Source organism: Arsukibacterium sp. UBA3155, assembly GCA_002364615.1.
Taxonomy (GTDB): Bacteria; Pseudomonadota; Gammaproteobacteria; order Enterobacterales; family Alteromonadaceae; genus Alishewanella.
The window spans coordinates 92,329-115,668 of sequence record DEYP01000022.1 but is presented as its reverse complement, the minus strand read 5'-3'; the positions used below and the strand labels follow the sequence as shown (position 1 = coordinate 115,668).

Here is a 23,340-nt window from a genome sequence, read left to right as displayed (position 1 = left end):
TACCAGAGTGAATTTATTATAACAATAGCAAGGTCGCTTCATTGAAGGATGTAAACACGACAAAACCAACAGGGATGAACTCACTGGGCCTTAGGTTCTCAGTTGTAGCGTTTCTTGCCATTCTGGTGGCAGGATTGGTGTTTGCCTATGCTGTTGTCTGGCTGCAGGAGCTAGCCCTAACGGAACAACAGCAGTTAGCCGTGCAGCGTACCGCAAAAAACTACGCGCGCCAGTTAGACGCTCGCCTGGATATTAAAGAAAAGTCAGCCATCTTAGCCAGTCAGGTGCTCAGCCGGCATCTGACAGATAACCCCCGTGCGTCAGGCACTGTTCCACGTGCCGGTGGCGATAAGATTATTCGTCAGCAAGACAGTTTCTCTGCTGGGGCAATACCCGCTGCCAACCTTAAATCAGATGCCTCTGCCATATTCAGCCACAGTCAGCTTATCTGGCAACAGCTATCACCTTTTATGCTGGAGGAGTTCGCACGCTTTTACTTTGTTAGCAAGCACCAGTTTATCCGGGTTGCACCGGCGGCGGCGATACCAGCACTGACGCCAGAGCATAACCTGCACACAGACTTATATTATCTTGAAGCAACGCCGGAGAATAATCCGGCCAAGCTACCGCGCTGGACCCCCGTATATTATCATCCGATCTGGCATGACTGGGTAGTCAGTATTCTGATACCCATTTATGTCAAAGAGCAATTTGTCGGGGTGAGTGTGGCGGATGTTCAGCTGAGCGAATTGACCCGCAATAGCAACAATATTGGTTCTTGGAATCGCCATACTCAGGTTTTACTGTTTAACGCTGAAGGCAGAGCGATTCGCGCCCCGGATTCTTCTGAACAGCCGCCTGCGATCAGCGATAAAAACGCAGGCTCCGCGAATATGATGTACCAGGGAGAAGTGGTAGAGGACGTTGCGCTAGGTGCCCTTGTCGCCCATGTTGTTCAACCCGCATCGCAGATAAGCAACCCCGACAACACCTATTTATTTGCGTCAGCACCGATGAAACACCTTAAATGGCATGCTGCAGTTTATCTGGATAGAGCGGAAATTATGGCGGAGCTGCAACAATTTCGCACCCGCATCTCGTTCATATTTATTGTCGTTGCCATCGCATTAGCTGCCCTGCTGCACCTGATCAGCTATCAGTTTGTGTTAAAACGGCTTAACCGGCTCTCCGGGGCTGTAGTAAAGCTAAGCCGGGGTGATCTCGCGCACGTTGTACTGGATAATAACAAAGACGAAATAGGTGTGTTAAACCGGGCCTTTACCGGCATGTCATCTGAAATCAGTCAGTTGGTAAGCGGGTTAAATGAGCGGATTGCCGAAAAGGAGCTAGCCGAGCGGGCAGCCCGCAAGCTGAGCAAAGCGGTATCATTCTCCAGTTCCGGTATTATGCTGACCGATCCGCATCTGAGCATAGAATACCTTAATCCGTTTCTGACTGAGCTGCTGGGGTGTGATGAGCGCAGCGTAGTAAACCAGCCTTTAAACATGTTGCTGGCAGATGAGATGGAGCAACTTAGCGCCGAAATTACCCAAACCTTGCATGAGCGTCAGCATTGGCGGGGTGATATTTTACTACAACATCAAAAACTACCTGCTAAACAGTTCTGGGTGTCATTAGCCATTGCGCCAATTCGGGATGAGATTGGTACCTTACTGAATTATGTCTGTGCAATGCAGGATATTTCTTTTATTAAGCAAAGCCAGAAGCAAATGGAACATCTGGCCTATTACGATATTTTAACCGGACTGGCAAACCGCAGTTATTTTCGGGACCAGCTACGTAAGGCGATTGCCATGGCGCATAGGGGGTATTACAACTTTGCCCTGTTATATTTTGATTTAGACGAGTTTAAACGGATCAACGATACCCTTGGCCATGATGCGGGTGATGAGTTACTAAAAGAAGTCGCCAGACGGTTAACCTCACGCTTAAGGGAAGAAGATACCATCGCGCGTTTGGGCGGTGATGAATTTGCGGTTATTTTAAGTGGCATTAAAGATCGCCACCAGGCGTCTACCATTGCGGCCAATCTGCAACAAGCCTTTCATGAGCCGGTTAAATTAGGTACTCATGACGTGGCGATCAGCGCCAGTATCGGCATCACGGTGGCACCAGAAGATGCCTCAGAAGAAGAACTCCTGCTAAAACATGCAGATCTTGCGATGTATGAAGCCAAGGCCCGGGGGAAAAATACCTTTCACTTTTTCAGTCAGGACCTTAATGATGCTGCCAACGAACGGTTGCAGATTGAAAATCAGCTGCGTGAAGCGATCCGTGAAAATCAGTTCTTGCTCTATTTCCAGCCTAAGATGGATATCCGCACCGAAGTGATTACCGGCTATGAAACCCTGATCCGCTGGCTGCGTCCCGACAATACTCTGGTGCCGCCGGTTAAATTTATTCCGGTAGCAGAAAGTACCGGCCTTATCGTGCAAATAGGCGAGTGGATAATCTGGGAGGCATGTCGTTTTCTTGCGCGCCAGCAAAGCCGTGGCTATGACGTGACCTTGTCGATAAACTTATCAGTACGTCAGTTTAATGATCAGGATTTACCACTTATTGTTGAACGTATATTAAAACGAACCGGTGTAAAGCCGCGGGCGGTGATCTTTGAAATTACCGAAAGTATGCTGATGGGCGATACCGATGCGGCTATTAACCAGTTAAATCAGTTAAAACGCCTCGGCGTCTCTTTATCTATCGACGATTTTGGTACAGGCTATTCGTCGCTCAGTTATTTAAAACGTTTTCCGGTTGATGAGCTGAAAATAGATCGCTCTTTCGTTAAAGATATACCCCAGGATCGAAACGATATGGATATCGTGGCGGCCATCATTGCCATGGCGCAGAAGATGAATTTGCGGGTGGTGGCGGAAGGTGTTGAAACACTGCAACAGGTTGAATTTCTGCGGGCTAACGGCTGTTTTGAAGTACAAGGCTACTATTACAGCATGCCATTGGCGGAGCAGGAACTGAGCCAGCTTAATTTCACTGTTAATACCTGATTTCATTATAAATATCGTATTACAATAACAACAGGAAACTTCTATGACACCAACCCGCCTGTCCATGTTCAGCATGGCTCTGCTTGGTGCGTTTAGCACAGGTAGTATTGCCGATCAGACGTCACCGCAACTCGGCATTCGCGATAAGACCCCGAATTTGGTTGCGTTGATCAACGCCACTGTAGTGACCGAGCCAGGTACCGCCCTGCCTGGTGCCATGGTGCTGATCCGCAACGGTAAAATTGAGTCGGTGAATCGTGATGTCAAGGTACCAAAGGGCTACCAGAGCATCGATTTAGCCGGATATCATTTATATGCGGGCTTTATTGACCCCTATACGCAGTATGGTGTGCCCGCAGCACCGAAAGCCGAAGGTTACAGCTTCGGGGGTAAACCCGTGTATGAGAACGAACGTATTGGTGGCAATGCCTCCAACGCCGCTATTCATGCGCATGAGCGCTGGGTTGACCAGTTTAAGCCTGATGCAGCGGCCGCAGAGGCGCTGCTTAAGCAGGGCTTTACCGTAGTACAAAGCGCCCGCCATGACGGCATTTTCCGGGGCACGGGCTTTGTGGCCTCGCTGGCATTTGGCTTGCCCAATGATCTGGTCATAAAAGCGGACAGTCAGCAGTTTATGTCGTTTAGTAAAGGCAGCTCTACCCAAAGCTACCCGTCATCGCTGATGGGCAGCATCGCCCTGATCCGCCAGACGTTTGCCGATGCAAACTGGTATCAGGCGGCGCAAACCAAACAGGATTTTCGCTTTATCAGTGGCGGCGTTGAATATAACGCCGCGCTGGCTAATGTAGCCAAAGCTGCCAATCTGGGTGTACTGTTTGACACGAGTGATGAGCGCGCGTTGCTTCGGGCCGATAAAATTCTGGCCGAATTTAATATTAGCAATGCGGCTATTTTAGGTTCAGGTCACGAGTATAATCGGCTCTCTGAAGTAAAAGCCAGTGGTCGTGCGCTGGTGCTACCATTGAATTTCCCTAAAGCGCCAGAAGTCAGCTTGCCCGATCAACATATTGATGTCAGCCTGGCCGATTTGCGTCACTGGGAGCGAGCTCCTGCTAATGCCGCGGCGCTTGAGCAAGCCGGTGTGCGCTTTGCTCTTACCAGCCATGGATTAAAGAAAAAGGAAGATTTTCTACCTAACCTGCGTAAAGCCGTAAAACACGGGCTTAGTCAACAACAAGCATTGGCTGCGTTAACGACGGTTCCTGCCAGCATGCTGGGACTGGAACAACAGCTTGGAAAGATCGCCAGCGGCTATCAGGCCGATATCGTGGTCAGCCGGGGTGATTTATTCGACGATGGTGAAATTGTGGCCACCTGGCTCGCCGGCCAGTTGCAGCAATTTGTGCCACTTAGTGCGCCACGGTTTGCCGGTAATTACCCACTGAATGTAAAAGATCACAATTTCACGTTAAGTTTGACCGGTTATGCGCCTGAGTTAAAAGGTGAGCTGACGTTGGGTGAAGACAAAGTAGGCCTTAAACATCTGGCGGTGCAGGGGCAGAGCCTGCAATTTAGCGCCTCACTGCAAAAACTGACCGGTAAAGCCGAAGTGGCGCAGTTTAGTGGCATTTTGCGCGGTAGCGAATTAACCGGACGCTGGCAACAAGCCGATGGTACTGAGCTGGCCGTAACGGCTGAGCGCACGGCAGCTGCAGTGGTTGATAGCAAAGACGATAAAGCGCTGGCGCCGATGGTCTCAACGTTGACGTATCCTAACCGTGCCTTTGGCCGGGAAAGCTTGCCAGTACAACAAAATCTGCACATTAAAAATGCCACCTTGTGGACAGCGACCGAGCAGGGGGTGTTAGAAAATACCGATCTGATTATTCGTGATGGCAAAATAAGCAAGATTGGCCAGCAACTGAGTACCCCGCGCGGTTATACCGTAATCGATGGCGAAGCGCTGCACGTTACTCCGGGAATTATTGATGAGCATTCGCATATCGCCACAGAGCAAGGTGTGAATGAAGGCAGCCATGCTAATACCGCAGAAGTGCATATTGGTGATGTGGTTAACGCTGACGATATCAATATTTATCGTGGCCTGGCAGGTGGGGTGACCGCGGTGCAATTGTTACATGGCAGTGCCAATCCGATTGGTGGTCGGGCGCAGATTATCAGCCTGCGCTGGGGGGAGTCAGCCGAGGGCATGAAGTTTAGTGGTGCCCCCGGTAGCATTAAGTTTGCCCTGGGTGAAAACGTCAAGCAATCGAACTGGGGTAGCGAGTTTACCAGCCGCTATCCACAAAGCCGGATCGGCGTTGAAACCTTTATTCGGGATAACTTCCAGGCAGCCAAAGAGTATCAGGCCAGCTGGCAGGCGTATAACAAGCTGGCTAAGCGCCAGCAAGGCAACGTGCTCTCGCCACGGCGTGATTACCAGTTAGACACGCTGGTCGAAATACTGGAAGGGAAACGTCATATTCATACCCACTCTTATGTTGCATCAGAAATTCTGATGCTGATTAAAGTGGCTGAGGAAATGGGCTTTAATATTCAAACCTTTACCCATATTCTGGAAGGTTACAAGGTTGCCAGCGAAATGAAAAAGCATGGTGCCAGTGTCTCAACTTTTGCCGACTGGTGGGGGTTCAAAATGGAAGTCAATGACGCTATTCCAACCAATACCTGTCTGATGCATGAACAGGGCTTACTGGTTAGTGTCAATTCTGACGATCCGGGTCTGTTACGCCGGTTAAATCAGGAAGCCGCTAAATCTACCATGTATTGTGATATGGATGAGCACGAAGCGCTGAAGATGGTGACCATTAACCCGGCAAAACAGTTGAGAATTGATGACAAAGTCGGATCACTTACCGAAGGTAAACAAGCTGATTTTGTATTATGGGATGGCCATCCACTGTCTGTTTATGCCCAGGTACAGCAAACCTGGATTGCCGGTGCCCGTTATTTTGATCGTAACGAGGATATGACGTTACGTGCTGCCCAGGCTGCTGAAAAACAGCAACTTATCCAGAAAGTACTGACCGCAGGTGATTCTGCCCGTAGCGGTGCTGAGAATGCCTACAAACAGGAAAACCCGGTATGGCACTGTGAAGACACGGCTGACTGGTTGCAACTGCGTTTTGGTCAGCACGCTGATCATGCCAGCCATGCACATACTCAAACCCATCAGTATCTGCAGCACTAGGGAGTAGCATAAGCAATGAAAACATTAAGCAAAATAGTGATGCTGGCAACGGTACTGACTTCAGCACTGCTCTCAACAACAGCAGCGGCAGTAAACCCGGTACCCGGTGATAAACAACAACACCCTCTGTTATTACAAAATGCGACCGTGCATAGCGTGACTTCAGCACCGGTGCAACAGGATGTATTGCTGGTAGACGGTAAAATTTCCGCTATTGGCACTAACTTAGCTGTGCCGGCGGATGCACAGCGGCTTGATTTAACCGGTAAGCATGTATATCCCGGCTTAATTGCGCTGATTAACCAGTTAGGGTTAATTGAAGTAGAGGCGGTGCGTGCTACCCGGGATGATCGTGAGACCAGCTCTACCAATCCGGATCTGCAGGTGCAGGTAGCCTATAACGCAGATTCAGTGGTGATCCCAACCATTCGCAGCAATGGTTTTAGCCATAGTTTAATTTATCCTGATGGTGCCATGTTAACCGGACGTTCTGCATTTATGCAGCTGGACGCCTGGAACTGGCAGGACGCGACCGTACAGGCCAATGTAGGCTTGCATGTAAACTGGCCGCGGATGAGCGTGCAAAATGGCTGGTGGGTACGTGACAGTGCAGAAAAACAACGTGAGAAGCAGCAAAAGCAATTAGCTGAACTGCTTCAGTATTTTCAGCAGGCCCATGCTTATTATCTGGCGGAGCAAGCTGGCTTAAACAAAGGTAAAGATTCACGCTGGCATGCGATGCTGGAGTTTTTTGCCGGTGAGCTGCCATTATTTGTCCACGCAGATGACCCGCGGCAAATTCGTCAGGCCATGTTGCTGGCCGAAAAGTATCAGGTTCGGCTTGTTATTGTTGGCGGTCGCGATAGCTGGCGTTTAGCTGATGAGTTGGCGAAAGCCAGGGTAGATGTGATTTATACCGCACCTTATGGCTTGCCAACCCGCGGCGATGAAGCATACGACCAGGCGTTTTCGGTACCCGGTCAGTTGCGAGACGCGGGCGTTCGTATCGCCTTATCGCTGGATGGCTTCTGGGATACCCGTAACCTGGTATTTGCCGCCGGGCATGTTACCCGCTATGGCCTTAGTAGCGAAGATGCGCTGCGCGCCTTAACGCTGGATGCCGCGGCAATCGCCGGAGTATCTGATCGTTTAGGCAGTATTGAAGTGGGTAAGAGCGCCAGTTTGGTGGTATCAGATGGCGATATATTTGACTACCGCGGTCATAAAATTAAGCATTTATGGATAGATGGTCGCGCGGTCGATTTAAGCAACCATCATAAGCAACTGCATCAGCGGTTTAAGCAGCGCTATAACCGCGCTGATTAATCTCTTCGTTTGAATAGTAAATAGTGAATAGTCATTTGAAAAAGTGCCAGTACGTACTGGCACTTTTATTTTTGGAGAGTCCATGTTGTATAAATTAAGCAGCAGTGTCGCGTTGACGCTGCTATTGTGCGCCTGCTCAGCCCCTAATGAGTCGTCTGAGCAACAGCTAAGTGCCCGCCCGGCAGCAATCGAGGCCCACTTGCAGTTTTTAGCCAGTGATGAGCTGGAAGGGCGTGACACCGGCAGCCGTGGTCACGAGATTGCTGCAAATTATATTGCCAGCCAGTTTCAGGCACTCGGTTTAGCACCGGCAGGGGATAACAACAGTTATTTTCAGCGGGTAGCATTTCGCTCGGCCCGCGTGCAGCAAGAGAGCGTTAAACTGGGCTTCCGGCGCAACGACAACGAGTGGCAGCTGAGCTACCCACAGCAGTTTTTCAGTGGCGCCTCAGTTAACCAGACTGATGTTGCTGTTACTGCACCTTTAGTATTCGTAGGTTATGGTCTGGTGTCGGAAGAGTTTGGTCTTAACGATTATGCCTCTTTGGATGTCAGCGGTAAAATTGTGGTGCAACTGGCGGGTTTACCTGCGTCGCTGCCAAGCGAAGAGCGGGCATATCTTGGTAGTATTAAAGCAAAGCTGGCAGCAGAGCGCGGTGCAATCGGGGTAATTACCATTCACACACCACAGCAGGAAAAAACCCGGCCTTACGCCAATAGCTTATTGTATTTAAATACACCGCGTCTGGCCTGGCTAAATGCAGCCGGAGAACCCGGCGCTGTTGATGGCAGGTTACAGGCTGGGGCTTATCTGCACCCGGAAGCTGCCGCCAGCTTATTTGAGCAGGAGCAACACAGTCTGGCTGACATTTTCAGCATGCTGGACGCCGGACAGCATCCGGCAGGCTTTGCGTTAAGCAGTGTCGCCAGCTTAAGTTCCAGCAGCGCGCATCAGCAGATCAGCAGTCCTAATGTTATCGGTGTGCTTGAGGGCAGCGATCCGTTGCTTCGGGACGAATACGTGGTGATCACTGCGCACTCAGACCATATTGGCTTTAGCAACGACTTACGCAATGAAGACAAAATAAATAATGGTGCCATGGACAACGCTGCGGGCATGGCAATTCTGCTGGAAACTGCGCGGATGTTCAGTGAGCTGACGTTAAAACCAAAACGCTCCATTTTATTTGTCGTGGTAACCGCAGAAGAGAAAGGCTTGCTGGGTGCGGATTATTTTGCCAATAATCCAACCCGACCCATTGCCAGCCTGGTAGCCAACGTTAACCTGGATATGCCAGTGTTGTTGTATCCGTTTGCGGACTTAATTGCGTTTGGCGCGAATCATTCTACCCTGGGTCAGGTGGTCGGCGAGGCAGCTGCAAAAGAAGGCATTACCCTAAGCGAAGATCCGATGCCAGAGCAGGCAATATTTACCCGCTCGGATCATTTTACTCTGGTTAAGCAAGGCGTACCGGCCGTATTTCTGATGACCGGCTTTACCTCTAAAGATCCAGAGCAGGATGGTGGTAAAATCTGGGGTAGTTTTTTTGCTAAGCATTATCACAAACCGTCGGACGATATTGCCAGCCTTAGCAAAGAGTATGGTCCAATTCGGTATGATGCCGGTGCGGTATTTGCCGATATTAACTTTAATATCGCCTTGGATATTGCTAATACCGCGCAGCGACCTTTGTGGAAAGCAGACAGCTTTTTTAATAAGGTTTTTGGAAAAGACTACAACCGGGAGTAACAGATACAGCACCCAGCCTGACTGGGTGCTGTAGTATTATTGCTCGAGTAATTTAAACAGCAATGCTTTTACCAGTTCCGGTTCAAAGGGTTTGTCACACATGGCATTAACGCCGGACTGGGCAATATTACTTAAATGGGTGTCATTGGCTTCGCTGGTTACCATTAATACCGGAATGTGAGACTGTTGGCTGTTTTCACGAATATACTGGGTAAGCTCGCGGCCATTCACTTCCGGCATATTGTAGTCGGTGACTACTAAATCAAACATCTGCTGCTTTAAAATTTCAATTGCTTGCTGGCCATCTTCAGCTTCTGTCAGGTGCTGGATGCCTAAATTAGTCAGTACCCGCTTGATATGATTGCGGGCCAGCCGGCTGTCGTCTACCACTAGTACCCGAATATCATGCACATCAAATAATGACAGTTCCAGCTCGCTCGGGCTGAGTAAGTCAATGGCAGCATTTAAGGCTTTACCCAAATGCGCAGTGGTAAAAGGTTTTGGTAAAATAGCCACCACCCCGGATTGCTTAAATTCTTCCAGGGTTGCTTTGCGGGTTTCACTGGATACCAGCATAAAGGGTATTTCTGAGAGCGCGGGCTGCTGTTTAATTTTCTGTAATAAATCCAGCGCAGTGCCATCGGCAAAATGCAGGGCACAGGCTATTAAATCGGGTTGATGTTCGCTGATCTGGGCAAAGGCACTGCTGACTGAGCTAGCCTCGCTAATATGTTGTACTTGTTCCATTTTCAGGTGACGACTGATAATTTTTCGCTGAGTATCTGACGGCTCAACCAGTAAGATGTGCAGATCGGCAGGTGACAATTGTTGCATAGAAATTCCTGTTACTTATGCTGCTGAAGGTTGTCCTGGCTTAACCGCCGGCCCATTTCACATTAAACCCTAGCTGGCTTAAGTGTTGTTCTATCAGTTGCCGTTTATCGGCCTGGATTTCAATAATACCGTCTTTCACGGAGCCACCGCAGGCACATTTTTTCTTTAATCCGGCGCAAATCTCTGCCAGCTCGGTTGCCGGCTTAGCGATGCCGCTTATTGTTAACACGGTTTTACCACCGCGGCCTTTTTTTTCCCGGCGCAGACGCACCGCCCCATCTGGATAAGCAGTGCCTGCCTGTTCAGCGGGTTTGTTTTTGGCCACACTGCCGCTTTGTGTGCTATAAACCAGGCTGGTGTTGCTTGGGATGGTGCTATCGGTGTTGCTTTCGCGCCGACCAAGTTGCTGCTGCCAGTCGTCAAGCGAGATTTTCTGTGCCATAACGTTTGCCATGAAACTCAGGGTTGATATACGTTTAACGTCAGCTTACCGAGCGAAGTGGCTGCCAGCAAGTTTTTATCTGCCCGGCTTGGCTTTTTAATCGCTTCTGCTAAAATAGCTCAACTTTTAGAAATCTGGACGGCTATAGCCCGGTGAAGTATGCAGGCATTTGAGTATTTACAACAAAGTGGCTTATTGGCTGAGTATGGCGATATCAGCGCTGAAATCGAACAACAGCGCGTCGCGCTGGCCGACCATCTGCAAACTGCACTGGGGACGGTGCAGTGGCAGTTTCTGGTGCCGGAGCTGGGTGAAGGGGGGGCGTGCAGTTTATTTGGTCATCTGGCAGCAGAGCCTTACCGTTTAGCGCCTATTCTGGGCGGCGAAACGCCAGCTAACCAGCATGCTCTGGGTAAACTTAATGCTATTGCCAGCTACTATCAACAGCATAGCGGCCAGGACTGGTTTGGTATTTACCAGGCACGTGCCAATACCATGGGTGAGCCTGTATTGGTTAAGCTGGCTTATTACGGCGCCGCCTCGCGGGCTGAGTTTCCCCTGAACAGCGAGTTTGCCAAAATAAGCAATAACAGCACCGTGGGTTTAAGCGGGCAGGGCAGGGTGATTAATAGTGTGCCTGACTATTTAGCTGCTGGCGGTGAGTACTATACCTGCGATCCTAAGGTGCAGGCTGAAGCGTGTTTGCCTCTGTTTGACCAATCAGGCAAAATAGCCGGTATTGTCGATGCAGAACATTTTCAGCAAGCCATTTTTACTCCCGCTGCCATGGCGTTACTGGTAGCGGTGTGTCTGGTTGTGCCGGACTTTTTACCCGGAAACTAAGTTACCCGGCAAACAGGCAAGTTACCCTAGCAAGTAAGTGAATTGCTTACTTTTACTGCAACATTTTAATCAGGTAGAACCTTATGTTTTCTCAGTTACAAACGGTTGCCACTGACCCCATTCTTGGCCTGATGGCTGAATATAAAGCCGATCCTAACCCCAATAAGGTTGATTTAGGTGTCGGTGTTTATAAAGACGAGCAGGGTCATACTGCGGTACTTAAGTGTGTAAAAGAAGCGGAAGCGCTGCGTTTACGCCAAGAAGACAGCAAAACCTACATTGGGATGGCGGGTGATCTGAATTTCAATACCCATATTGAAAAGCTGGCGTTCGGGCCGGCTCATCAGGTGTTACTGGCCAACCGGGTAACCTCCGCCCATACCCCCGGTGGTACTGGTGCTTTGCGGGTGGCCGCTGAGTTTATTAAACGCGCCAACCCCAATGCAACAATCTGGGTAACGACTCCTACCTGGGCGAATCATATTTCACTGTTTCAGGCGGCCGGTTTAAAAGTCAAAGAATATGCGTATTACGATTACAGCAGCAAAGGCTTGCAAAGCGAGCAAATGTTTGCTGATTTGAATAAGATCCCGGCTGGTGATGTGGTGCTGGTGCACGCCTGTTGTCACAACCCCAGCGGTATGGATTTAACCTTTGAACAATGGCAACGTTTTACTGCCATTGCCAAAGAGCGCGGCTTTACCCCGCTGGTCGACATGGCGTATCAGGGCTTCGGTAGTGGTCTGGATGAAGATGCGGCCGGTCTGCGCTATCTGGCCGATAATGTGCCGGAACTGCTGCTATGCAGCTCTTGCTCAAAAAACTTTGGCTTATACCGTGAGCGGATCGGTGCCATCAGCATCGTGGCAACGGACAGCAAAGTAGCTGAAATTGCCCGGGTTAATTTGCTCAGTGTGGTTCGCAGTATTTACTCTATGCCACCGGCCCATGGCGCTATTATCGTTGGCCACATTCTGGATAGTCAGGAGTTGACCACCTTATGGCATCAGGAACTGGCAGAAATGCGTAACCGGATTAATGACTACCGGCAGCTAATCATTGATAAGCTGGCAGCTGAAGGGATTACAGACGATTTCAGCTTTATTACCCGTCAGCATGGTATGTTCAGCTTTCTGGGGATCACTAAGGCGCAGATCGATCGCTTAAAAGCCGAGTTCAGTGTCTATATGGTCGGTTCAAGCCGGGTAAGCATTGCTGGTTTAAACCATAGCAATATCGATTACTTTGCCAGATCCGTTGCCACCGTGCTCAAAGGTTAATCTTTCCGGTTTGGCCAGCTGTTTAAGCTAAATTGTTAGTGGTCAACTGACCCGAGCCGAGTAGAACCGCCAGTGTTGTCGCAATGGCGGTTTTTTTATTTCAGCAAACTGTTGAACAGTTGCCGAAACTTCGCCATTTTCGGGGCAATAATAACCTGACAGTAGCCTTGCTGTGGGTTTTGCAAAAAATAACCCTGATGATAATCTTCAGCCGGATAAAAGGTGCTTGCCGTGCTTATCTCGGTCACTACCGGCCGGGGAAAAAGTTGCTCGGCGGTCAGCTCGTCAATAATAGCCTGTGCCGTTTCGGCTTGCTGGTCGCTGTGGGTAAACACCACCGAGCGGTACTGGGTGCCGGTATCGTTACCCTGCCGATTTAGCTGGGTCGGGTCATGCAACACAAAGAAAATCCGGCACAATTGCTCAAAGCTAATGTGTTGCGGGTTGAAGCTAACCTGCACCACTTCGGCATGGCCCGTGGTGCCGGTGCAAATACTGCGATAGTCCGGATCTTTAGTGTGACCACCCATGTAACCGCTAAGCGCTTGCTCCACACCTTGCAGTTGGTTAAGTGCCGACTCCAGACACCAGAAACAGCCGGCGCCAAAGGTGGCAATCTCATTGCTCATGGTTACTCCGTTAAGTTAGATTGTAAAATTACCGATCGGGATGCCTTAGCATAACGTAATAAATACCTATGTGGTTCGCTAATCAGGAAAGCTTTTTATGTCGGTGGCAGTAATTGGTGCCGGGATGGCAGGGGCTGCAGCGGCCAGCACACTTAAACTGGCAGGTTGGCAGGTAGAGGTATTTGATAAAGGTCGTTCGGCCGGCGGCAGAATGAGCTCTAAACGGGATGGCGGACACTATCTGGATTTAGGTGCTCAGTACTTTACTGCCCGCAGCGAACCTTTTAACGAGCAGGTTAGCCAGTGGCTATCTGGTGGGGTGATCAGTTACTGGCCAGCAAAATGTTATCGTTTTGAGCGGGGGCAGTTGTACCCATCATCTGATAGCACTATCCGGCTGGTGGGTAAGCCTTCAATGCAGGCGCCGGTAAAAGCCTTGCTTGCAGATATAGCCGGGCATTTAGAGTGCCGGATAAGCCGGCTGCACTATGTTTCAGACAGTGTTGCTGACAACGTCGCTGATAACGGTGTTGATAATAATGCGCCGTCAGGTGATGGCTGGTATCTGTTTGACCAGCATAACCAACGTTTTGGCCCATACCAGGCACTGATATTAGCGTTGCCACCAGTGCAACTGCACACCTTACTGGCCACTGCCGCGGCACCCGAAGCGCCAGGATACAATGAACTTATTCCGATAATAAACCTGGTACAGGCCCACTCGCAGGCATTGCTGCCATGCTGGGCGGTCAATTTACAATTAGCCGGGGCGCTGCCAACCGACGCTGATGCTATTTTTGTTAAAGAAGGCAATATCAGCTGGTTGGCAAGACAAAACAGTAAGCCAGCCAGAGATAACAAGGCAGAAAACTGGTTAGTCCATTTTAGCCCGCAATGTTCAATCTTACATTTACAAGCAGAGCCGGCGCAGATAGCGGCGCTTGCCAAAGCCGAGCTGGAGTTGATTTTTGACCTGCCGCTCAGTGTTAATAAGGCCATCAGCCATCGCTGGCTGTATGCCCAGATTAATCCTGCCGTTACTCAGGATGCGGCTGATTATCATGCAGGGCTAAAGCTGGCTTTTGCCGGAGACTGGTTAAAAGGTGGCCGGGTAGAAAACGCCTGGTTAAGTGGCGTGGCGGCAGCAAAGGAGATTATTGCGCATGGCTGAAAATGTTCTGATTATTGGTGCCGGCAGTGGCAGTGGCATTGGCATGGGCCTGGTGCAGCATTATTGCCAGCAAGGTCATCAGGTACAGGCGATTAGTCGCCAGCCTCGCCCCGCATTGATGGCCAGCGAAGGAGTCAGCTGGCTGTCGCTTGAGTCAAGTCAAACCGATGACGAAAGCGAAAGAAGTGAGCAAGCGATTAATAAGGTGGTTGCTGAAGCCATCAGGGCCGAGCCTGCACTTATTTTTATCTGTCAGGGCTGGTTGCATGATAACCAGCATGGACCGGAGAAAACCCTGCGGCAGTTGAGCGTATTACAAATGTACAAAAGCTTTGAAATTAATGTGGTGCAGCCTGCACTGTATTTAAAAGCGTTATTCAGTTATTTAACCAGGCAAGCCGGCATCAAGGTGCTGGTGTTAAGTGCTAAGGTCGGTAGTATCTCTGACAATCAGTTAGGGGGCTGGTATAGCTATCGCCTTAGCAAAGCAGCCGTCAACATGCTGGTGAAAACTAATAGCATTGAAGTGGGCCGCTATAATAAAACGGCCTCGGTAGTAAGTTTACATCCTGGTACCACGGATACGGCGTTGTCAGCACCCTTTCAGGCCAATGTCCCCTCCGGCCAATTACAAAGCAGTGAGGCTACCGCCAAAAGGATGGCGGCAGTGGCTGCAGCGTTAACGCCCCAGCTTAGCGGTAAGCTGCTGAACTGGGACGGCGCCGTTTTACCTTTTTAGGGTAAATCAGCGGGTTAACATTGGTTAAACCTGCTGGCTATTTAGTTCCTAGTTCATCGGCAGCATGCTCGTCCGGTGCTTGCTGCTCCAGACGCTTCAGCTTAAGGCTGAGTGCTTTAGGTGAGCCGGTGTTGCGGGCAATCGCAATGTACGTTACTGGCACCACGTACAGGGTTAGCAATGTTGCCAGCGCCACACCACAGAATATCACCATACCAATTACCATCCGACTTTCAGAGCCGGGGCCGGTGGCGATAATCAGCGGCAAACTGCTCATAATGGTGGTAAAGCACGTCATGGTAATGGGTCGTAACCGCTGAATAGCCGCCCGGCGTACTGATTCTTCAAATTCAACGCCGGCATCCCGTAGCTGGTTAGCAAACTCGACAATCAGAATGCCATTTTTCGCTACCAGGCCTATCAACATGACCAGGCCAATCTGGCTGTAGATATTCAGAGACATATCAAAGAAATACAGGCCGGACAACGCGCCTACCAATCCTAGTGGTACCGTGATCATAATCACCAGGGGATGAATAAAGCTTTCAAACTGGGCGGCAAGTACCAGATAGGTAATCACCAGAGCCAGTAAAAACACTAACAAAGTAGACTCACCACTTTCCTGAAATAGCTGCGATTCACCTTTGTAGTCAATTCCGACAGTGTCCTGAATTTCGGTTTGGACAATGGTTTCCAGATACTCCAGTGCCTCTCCCAGGCTGTAGCCCGGTGCCAGACTAGCGGAGATGGTAATCGAGCGCATCCGATTATAGCGATTCAATGCGGCAGAGGTTGCTTCTTCACGCAGGGTAACCAGGTTATCCAGTGGAATGAGCTGGCCAGTACTGTCGGAGCGGATAAACACATCCTTGATAGAACCCGGCGCCTGAAAATCATCATCCCAGCCTTCCAGAATAACATCGTATTCGCGGCCACGATCTAAGAAGGTGGTAACCCGTCGTCCGCCCAGCATCGCCTCCAATGCCCGGCCAATTGCACCAACAGAGATACCAAGATCACCGGCTCTTTCGGTGTTAATTTCAACCAATACCTGAGGCACCGTTTCTTTATAATCATGATCCAGCATCAGCAGGTTACGGTTTTCACTGGCTTTATTAATCACGGTATCGCGCCAGCGAGCCAGCTCTTCGTAGGTATTGCCCTGCAACACAAACTGAACCGGCCTGCCACCACCACCACCGCCACCTAAACCGCTGCGCATAAAGGTGAAGGCTCGTACATCGGGCAATTCGTTAATTTTTGCCGCGACCTCAGGCATCAGCTCCGCGGTACGTCTCTTGCCATTATTCCAGTTTTCGGCACCAACAATGGCAATACCGCCACTGCCGCCCCAGCCGGGAACCCGGATCAACAGTCGGTTAAATTCACCGTCTTCGTAGTAGGGCATCAGAATATCTTCAATCAGCCGCATATTCCGGCTATTGCTCTGATAGCTGGCACCTTCAGCCGGCGTCATTGAAATAAAGAAAGTACCGCGATCTTCGGTCGGGGCCAGTTCTGAGGGCAACATTTTTACCAGCTGGAAGCTGGCAGCAAAACACAGCACCACCACTACCAATACCGGCCAGCGGGTTTGGGTGACGACGTTAAGTTGCTTGCGGTAACCGTTTTCCAGTTTGGCGAAACCCTGGTGCAAGGCGTGACCTAATTTCGACTCGCGTTTGCGATGGCGCAATAATTTGCTACACAACATTGGAGACAGGGTTAGCGCGGTAACGCTGGAGAACGCTACGGCGGCGGCAATTGCCAGCGCAAACTCAGTAAACAGTTTACCCAGCTGACCCTGCATAAATACCAGAGGGACAAATACTGAAATTAACACCAGCGTCGTGGCAATAACGGCAAAGCCGACTTCTCTGGCACCGCGATAAGACGCCAGTAACGGCGCCTCACCACTTTCTATTCTGCGGTAAATGTTTTCCAGCACAACGATAGAGTCATCAACAACCAGACCAATCGCCAGTACCATGGCCAGTAACGTTAATAAATTTATTGAAAAATCCAGCGCAAACAGCACCGTTACCGCAGCAACCAGCGCCACCGGTACGGTAATTGCGGGAATAAAGGTGGCTCTGATATTGCCCAGGAACAGGAAAATAACCAGCACTACCATGCCCATTGCAATACCGAGCGTGTTGTAGACTTCTTTAATAGACTCAGCGATAAACAGCGACGAGTCATAACCAGGCTCAATGGTGGTGCCTTGTGGGAGCTGAGCCTTAATGCGTTCCATTTCGGCGCGCGCGCCTTTCACCACTTCCAGGGTATTCGCTTTAGACTGTTTAATAATGCCGATGCCCAGCAGGTTTTTACCGTCACCGCGAAATTCACTTTCTTCATCTTCTGACGTCAGCATTACATCAGCAATTTCGCCAAGCCGAACCAGGTAATTATTGTCACCCCGCTTGATCACCAGTCGCCGGAAATCCTGTTCTGTTTTATAGGTGCGAATGACTCTTACGGTAAAATCCCGGTCGAATGATTTTATATTACCGGCGGGAAGTTCTACGTTTTCGTTGCGCAGCACACTTTCAATATCCTGCACGGTAACGCCACGGGCTGCCATCGCATCGCGGTCCAGCCAAACCCGCATAGCATAATCGCGTGAACCACCTAACTGAATGCGGGCTACGCCATCAACTACCGAAAAGCGCTCAACGATATAGCGGTTCGCGTAGTCGGTCAGCTCCAGCGTGGTCATATTCTCACTGTTCAGTACAAACCAGGCAATGGTGTCTTCGTCAGCATTGGCTTTAGATACTTCAGGAGGATCGGCCTGGTCGGGCAGGTTATTCAGAGCACGTGATACTCTGTCTCGTACATCGTTGGCAGCAGAGTCTATGTCGCGTTCAACGTTAAATTCTATGGTGATACTGGAGCGACCATTGCGGCTGTTCGAGTTAATACTTTTAATACCCTCCACGCCGCTGATCCGGTCTTCCAGCAGCTGGGTAATTTTGGTTTCAACAATTTCGGCGGAGGCACCCGGATAATTAGTATTAATACTGACAATTGGCGAGTCTATGTCAGGAAATTCCCGCAGTGGTAGCATGGTAAAACAGACAATGCCGAATACCACCAGCAGCAAGTTAACAACGGTCGCAAAGACCGGACGCTTGACGGATAAATCTGATAACAGCATTATCGCGCTCCAACCCGGTTAATAACCTGACCTGGTCTTAGCTTCTGAATGCCTTCAACCACAATTTCTTCACCTGCTGTCAGGCCTGCGACCACTTCTACCCAGCCAGGAATACGCTGACCCACTTCAATTTCGCGCTGGCTTACCGTGTTATCCGAATTAACCACGAACACAAACTGTTTGTTTTGCTGGGGTATTAATGCACGTTCAGAAATTTGCAGCGCTGGCACGTTCGCCAGCTCTACTTTAACATTGAGCAACATTCCGGGGCGCAAGCGCAGGTCGCTGTTATCCAGGGTCGCATGCACCCTGACAGAGCGGGTTATCGGATCCAGCCTGGTATCAATAGCGCTGACATCACCTTTAAAATCGACATTGCCATAAGCAACGTTAGTTACATTAACCGGCATACCGCGCTTAATGTCTGCCAGATAATGTTCAGCTACACTGAACTCGACTTTCAGGGTATTTAAATCGTCCAACGTGGTCAGCACTGCACCGGCATTAACATAAGCGCCCTGGCTAACCTGACGCAGACCGAGATAGCCGTCGAAGGGCGCCCGAATGGTCAATTCATTTAACTGCGCTTTGGCAATATCAAGCTGGGCCAGGGTGGTATTCACCCGGGTTTGTTGCTCATCGAGCAGCGACTGGGCTGCAGCCTGAGTGGTTGCCAGATTCTCTAACCGCTGCAGCTGCCTGCGCTGATCAGTTAGTACCGCGGATAACTCGGTTACTCTGGCCAGTTGTTGCACGTTATTAAGCCTGGCGATAATGTCGCCGGCTTTTACCTGCTTTCCTTCCTGGATGTTTAACTCAATTAAAAAATCACTGGCAGGTGCTACTATTTGTACGGAGTTATTGGCGATACCACTGCCGAGCGAAGTAATTTGCCGTATTAAAGGTTTTACCGATACTTCAGCCGTACTGACGGCGACGGGTGAACCGGCGCCTCTGCCGGATACCGGGCTTTGTTGTTGCTGCCAATACAGATAGCCAAGAAACACGGCTAACGCTATCATGATTACCCAGATGAGACGTGAATGAGTTTTGGTCACAATGACTCCGCTTACTTCATAAAATACCCTGTGCGTATTGTATGTTTTAAATGGTCAAACAGATGCTCCGTTATCGCAATCACGGCGGCGTTGGTCGTATTCTATGATGCTTTGTGCTGATCCAGTATAACAGTTCTGGGTGTACAGACCGTTGAAGACCAAAATTTCAGCGCGAACTATCGGTAAAGAGGGTGTAATGGAGCCATTTTTAATTAGTCAGTCCAGCCATCAGGGGGGAGCCAGGTTGTTATTATCTGGTCTTGGCGCTCTGATGGGCCTGATGTTATTTACGGTACTATTTGCCGAGCAATTTAATTTGTGGCTGGCTCTGGCATATATAGCGGCGGGGATGGCAGTATTTTTGGGTTTTGCCAAACTGGCTGAACCCCGGCATTTTCTTAAATGTGATGAGGCTGGTGTTCATTTTTTTCATCGGTACGGCAGTTGGTTGCTGCCATGGCACAGTTTTCAATACTGTGCCGTGCCGCAGCTGGAGCATCAGGATCTCTCTTTTATCGGCTTTAAAGTGACTGATTACGACGCGTTACTGCAACCCCTGCGCTTGCGCCTGGCGGTGCGTCTGATGACTGAACAAAGACCATTATTTTTATCGGCAGTAAAACAAGGCTGTGCTACAGGCCAGTGTGCCAGCGAACTGTTGACAGAAAAAGATCTGTTCAGCACCAAAAATCATACTTATAACGGGGTGAAGGCCGTTTTTGGTCAGAGAATGCATCGTCTGGCGCAAGCCAGTGGCTTTGAAGTATTTGTCAGCTGTTCACTCAGCGCAGAACAAACCGCGGCGTTATGTCAGCAGATTAATCAGCTGCGCCTGCAAATGATCCAGAATACAGCGACCTAGACACACCGCCGAGTGTGTATCATAATAAGCCAAACCTCTTTTCTGGCAGGATGGTGCATGAACAGTTACGACAAGGCATTTCTGGTTAGCGGACGTAATACGCTGATCCATAAAAACAAAAAATTAGACTTAATCGTAATCAACGACGATAACGATCCGCCATTAATTATTACCCGTCATGGTGTAAAAATGTTTGAGGAATCGGTACCAACTAACAAGGTTGAAGCGAAAGAGCGCTATATGGAAATTGTTGATATTTCCAGTACCGATGTGTTTGGTGAAACCAAAACGTTATTATTTGTCCAGGCGTTAAACAACAAAGAATACAAAGTTGACTACAGTAAGAAAGGGACAGATTTATTTATTCGGATCCATCAAGACAATTATATTTAGCTTTTTTAGCCTCCAGGGCCCTGAAATACAGTAAGGGCTTGCCTTTCTGTCTGTTTTTTGCTTCATTAGGCATCATACTTTTGTCGTAGTACAAGCAGACAACTTACATGCAATTTACTGAGCACAACAATACAATAAAAATAACGGTGCCGGTCTCGTTAACTCCTATCAGTGCGGCCGAAATTCAACAGCATTTAATTAACCATGGCTTCGAACGTTGCCTGGTATTGCAAGATCAACTCACCAATCTTCTGGTCGAATATCAGCAAATTCAGCAGAAAATTAAAGAAAACCTTGTCGCTGAAAACAGCAAAGAAATTAGTTTCCGGATTGCAGAAAAACGCAATGCTGAGCTTATTTTTGATATCAGCGAAGATAAAATGATGGCAACAGCGATTATTACCGCAGCCTGGGGCGGAGCGCCTATTTCAGCCAATGAACTGGTTAAAAGTGCTCAGGCCACGGGTATTGTGTTTGGTTTTAGTAAAGAGCAAATCATCAAACTGGTATCGTATGCCGCCAAAGCGGAGCCCGGTAGCAAAGTTAAATTACTGATCGCACGGGGCCGGATGATGGTGCCCGGTGCCAATTCCCGTTTCGAGCCTTTACTGGCGGAAATGGAAAGTCGCCGCAACAGACCGGTGGTAAAAACTGATGAAAAAGCAGATTTGCGCGATTTTGGGGTTATTCCTGCCATCAGAAACGGTGAAGCGATTATGCGCCGCCATCCTCCTACCGCTGGCGTGGCAGGCATGTTGGTTAGTGGTGAAATGATTCCGGCCACGCCGGGTTTACCGCTGGAATGGCAACTTGGCGAAGGGGTTGAGCTTGCGCCGACTGACAAAGACTTATTGCTGGCCGCGCGAGATGGTCTGCCCCGGGTTATTGAAGCCGGGGCCACGGTAGACGAAGTATTTACCGTTAAAAATGTTGATTTAGCCACCGGTCATATCGTTTTTCGGGGCTCAGTAGTGGTTAACGGCAACGTTAGCGAGGGCATGAAAGTGGTCGCCGGCGGCAATGTCTTTATTAAAGGCATGGTTGAGGGCACATTAATTGAGGCGGGCGGTGATATTACCATTAACGGTTCGGTGATTGGCCACCAGTTGGCCCAGGCGGATCAGAAAAGTGATTACAGTACCGAACTCAAAGCGGTGGGTGATATTCAATGTAATCTGGCGCAGTACAGCAAGATCAGCTGCGGCAGCAATCTTTATGTCAATAAACAGCTGATGCACTGCTCGGTTGAGGCCGCCATTGTGTATGCCGGGCCGGAAGATAACCCCAATGGTAAGCTGGTCGGTGGGTATTTTTATCTTGATCAGGGCTTGTTCTGCGGCAATCTGGGCGCACCGTCAAGCAGCAGTGTGCTGGTAAAACTTAACCGGCAACTTGACCCCATTGTAGAAAAGCAAGAAGTACTGCGGGCCAGCGTAAGCGCAGAGCGCACCGAAATGGAAGATTTGCGCCAGCAGCTGGAAAAACTGAAAAAAATTGAAGGGAATGCCCAGATTGAAATGCGCCGCCATGAGCTGGTAGCCAAATTTGAAGAGCATAAAGAACTGGCAGTATCGTTAATTAACGATATCAAAATTCTTGAGGCACAACGTCAGGAAAAACTGGCAGAATTGCTGATTGTGGTACGCCAACAGTTGTTTTCTGCCGTAGAAATTCATTTTGGCAAAGAGCTGGTGAAAAGCCGGCGTGAATATGGGCCTTCTAAAGTGGTGCTGGTTGACGGTCATCCGTCTATTGAGCCGCTGTAATGCCCAATACGCGACCAGCGCCAATCGCTTTGCGGCATAAGGTAGTGCCAATTCCTGCTACTTCTATTAGGCTGTAATGGTGTGTGTTAAGAGATTGCGGTTTTGAGAACCCTGCTATTTGTATTATTACTGCTGCTTCCGGTGTCGGCGCTGGCCAACTGCAATATGGCGTTTCGCTATGGCTTAGTAATTGGCCCGGAACATATTTTGTTTGTGCAAAATACCCGTACTTATGTCCAGATTAATAAAAATCGCCAGTTGTTTGTAGAGGGCGAATGGGTGCAGTTAAGTGATGCCGATACCGAGTTACTTGAACAATACAGTCAGGGCTTGCGTAAGTTTGTACCAGAAATCGTTAGTTTGGCAGTAGACGGGGTTGAGCTGGGGTTATCCAGTATTGAATCCATGCTATCCGGCCTTGGCAGCAAATCGCAGCAGGCTGAATGGCAGGCATTAATCCGGGAAACGACCTTTCAGTTTATGTCGCGCTTTGTTCGCACCGGCGAGTATTTTTATCTGGCACCGCAGAGCCTGAATGAAATTGACCACTTTTTAAACCGTGAATTAAAACCCCAGCTAAATAATTTAGCCCGCCATACCGTAGGCGCGGTATGGGGCGCATTGCGTGATGCACTGCGCCAGTCCGACAGCAACTTTGAACGCACCGACAGCCAGGGGCTGGAGTCGGTCGAGCAGCTGGTTGATAACATCAGCTTTGGCCTGGATGAAAAGGCCATTGAGCTGGAGGCAAAATCGGCGCTGTTTTGTCAGCGGATGCGCGAGCTGGATGAAATTGAAACCAGCTTGCAACAGCGGATCCCGTTGCTAAGCCAGTACGATGTGGTAACCGAAAAAAACTAAGCTTCTGCTACGCGGTTACCACAGT

General features: G+C 49.5%; 17 protein-coding genes. 12 read left to right on the top strand and 5 right to left on the bottom strand.

Going from position 1 to position 23,340, the window contains the following annotated elements; translation table 11 throughout:
• Positions 1-41: 41 nt before the first annotated feature.
• From B2X65_RS10530 to B2X65_RS10515, 4 genes are all read left to right on the top strand, one after another.
• Entirely contained in the window at positions 42-3,026 is a 2,985-nt protein-coding gene (locus tag B2X65_RS10530; RefSeq protein WP_290612483.1) for a bifunctional diguanylate cyclase/phosphodiesterase, read from the top strand.
• A 43-nt stretch (positions 3,027-3,069) separates the two neighbouring features.
• Positions 3,070-6,198, top strand: a complete 3,129-nt coding sequence (locus B2X65_RS10525; RefSeq protein ID WP_290612482.1) for an amidohydrolase family protein — start codon at positions 3,070-3,072, stop codon at positions 6,196-6,198.
• Positions 6,199-6,213: 15 nt separating this feature from the next.
• Entirely contained in the window at positions 6,214-7,524 is a 1,311-nt protein-coding gene (locus B2X65_RS10520) for an amidohydrolase family protein (RefSeq protein ID WP_290612481.1), read from the top strand.
• 82 nt (positions 7,525-7,606) lie between these two features.
• Entirely contained in the window at positions 7,607-9,274 is a 1,668-nt protein-coding gene (locus B2X65_RS10515; RefSeq protein ID WP_290612480.1) for a M28 family metallopeptidase, read from the top strand.
• 36 nt (positions 9,275-9,310) lie between these two features.
• On the opposite strand, the gene B2X65_RS10510 is transcribed toward B2X65_RS10515, so the two are convergent.
• The gene (locus B2X65_RS10510) at positions 9,311-10,108 is read right to left on the bottom strand and encodes a response regulator (RefSeq protein ID WP_290612479.1); all 798 of its coding nucleotides are present in this window, start codon (positions 10,106-10,108) and stop codon (positions 9,311-9,313) included.
• A 40-nt stretch (positions 10,109-10,148) separates the two neighbouring features.
• Positions 10,149-10,550, bottom strand: coding sequence for a translation initiation factor (locus tag B2X65_RS10505; RefSeq protein ID WP_290612478.1), 402 nt, complete (start codon positions 10,548-10,550; stop codon positions 10,149-10,151).
• Between the two features lie 159 nt (positions 10,551-10,709).
• Between B2X65_RS10505 and B2X65_RS10500 the strand changes: the two genes are divergently transcribed.
• Both B2X65_RS10500 and B2X65_RS10495 read left to right on the top strand, forming a co-directional pair.
• On the top strand, positions 10,710-11,393 hold the full coding sequence (locus B2X65_RS10500) for a GAF domain-containing protein (RefSeq protein WP_290612477.1): 684 nt from the start codon (positions 10,710-10,712) through the stop codon (positions 11,391-11,393).
• Positions 11,394-11,476: 83 nt separating this feature from the next.
• The gene (locus tag B2X65_RS10495; RefSeq protein ID WP_290612476.1) at positions 11,477-12,673 is read left to right on the top strand and encodes an aromatic amino acid transaminase; all 1,197 of its coding nucleotides are present in this window, start codon (positions 11,477-11,479) and stop codon (positions 12,671-12,673) included.
• Positions 12,674-12,768: 95 nt separating this feature from the next.
• Here the strand turns inward: B2X65_RS10495 and msrA are convergent, their stop codons facing one another.
• The gene (gene msrA / locus B2X65_RS10490; protein WP_290612475.1) at positions 12,769-13,302 is read right to left on the bottom strand and encodes a peptide-methionine (S)-S-oxide reductase MsrA; all 534 of its coding nucleotides are present in this window, start codon (positions 13,300-13,302) and stop codon (positions 12,769-12,771) included.
• Positions 13,303-13,399: 97 nt separating this feature from the next.
• Between msrA and B2X65_RS10485 the strand changes: the two genes are divergently transcribed.
• Together B2X65_RS10485 and B2X65_RS10480 are read left to right on the top strand one after the other, a co-directional pair.
• Entirely contained in the window at positions 13,400-14,473 is a 1,074-nt protein-coding gene (locus tag B2X65_RS10485) for an NAD(P)/FAD-dependent oxidoreductase (protein ID WP_290612474.1), read from the top strand.
• A complete protein-coding gene (locus B2X65_RS10480; protein ID WP_290612473.1) occupies positions 14,466-15,212 on the top strand; it encodes an SDR family NAD(P)-dependent oxidoreductase in 747 nt (248 codons plus the stop codon). The genes B2X65_RS10485 and B2X65_RS10480 overlap by 8 nt, the downstream gene beginning before the upstream one ends.
• Before the next feature lie 37 nt (positions 15,213-15,249).
• On the opposite strand, the gene B2X65_RS10475 is transcribed toward B2X65_RS10480, so the two are convergent.
• Complete coding sequence (locus B2X65_RS10475) at positions 15,250-18,375, bottom strand: efflux RND transporter permease subunit (RefSeq protein ID WP_290612472.1); 3,126 nt, start codon at positions 18,373-18,375, stop codon at positions 15,250-15,252.
• Positions 18,375-19,433 (bottom strand): efflux RND transporter periplasmic adaptor subunit, encoded by a 1,059-nt coding sequence (locus B2X65_RS10470; RefSeq protein WP_290612471.1) that lies wholly within the window; start codon positions 19,431-19,433, stop codon positions 18,375-18,377. Before B2X65_RS10470 ends, B2X65_RS10475 begins: the two co-directional genes overlap by 1 nt.
• Positions 19,434-19,629: 196 nt before the next feature.
• Between B2X65_RS10470 and B2X65_RS10465 the strand changes: the two genes are divergently transcribed.
• The 4 genes from B2X65_RS10465 to B2X65_RS10450 all read left to right on the top strand — a co-directional run bounded on the left by B2X65_RS10465 (position 19,630) and on the right by B2X65_RS10450 (position 23,315).
• Positions 19,630-20,295: a DUF2982 domain-containing protein gene (locus B2X65_RS10465; RefSeq protein ID WP_290612470.1), complete on the top strand. Its 666-nt coding sequence runs from the start codon at positions 19,630-19,632 to the stop codon at positions 20,293-20,295.
• 57 nt (positions 20,296-20,352) lie between these two features.
• The gene (locus B2X65_RS10460; RefSeq protein WP_290612469.1) at positions 20,353-20,688 is read left to right on the top strand and encodes a hypothetical protein; all 336 of its coding nucleotides are present in this window, start codon (positions 20,353-20,355) and stop codon (positions 20,686-20,688) included.
• A 107-nt stretch (positions 20,689-20,795) separates the two neighbouring features.
• Complete coding sequence (locus B2X65_RS10455; protein WP_290612468.1) at positions 20,796-22,454, top strand: FapA family protein; 1,659 nt, start codon at positions 20,796-20,798, stop codon at positions 22,452-22,454.
• 102 nt (positions 22,455-22,556) lie between these two features.
• The gene (locus B2X65_RS10450) at positions 22,557-23,315 is read left to right on the top strand and encodes a DUF2884 family protein (RefSeq protein WP_290612467.1); all 759 of its coding nucleotides are present in this window, start codon (positions 22,557-22,559) and stop codon (positions 23,313-23,315) included.
• Positions 23,316-23,340: the final 25 nt, after the last annotated feature.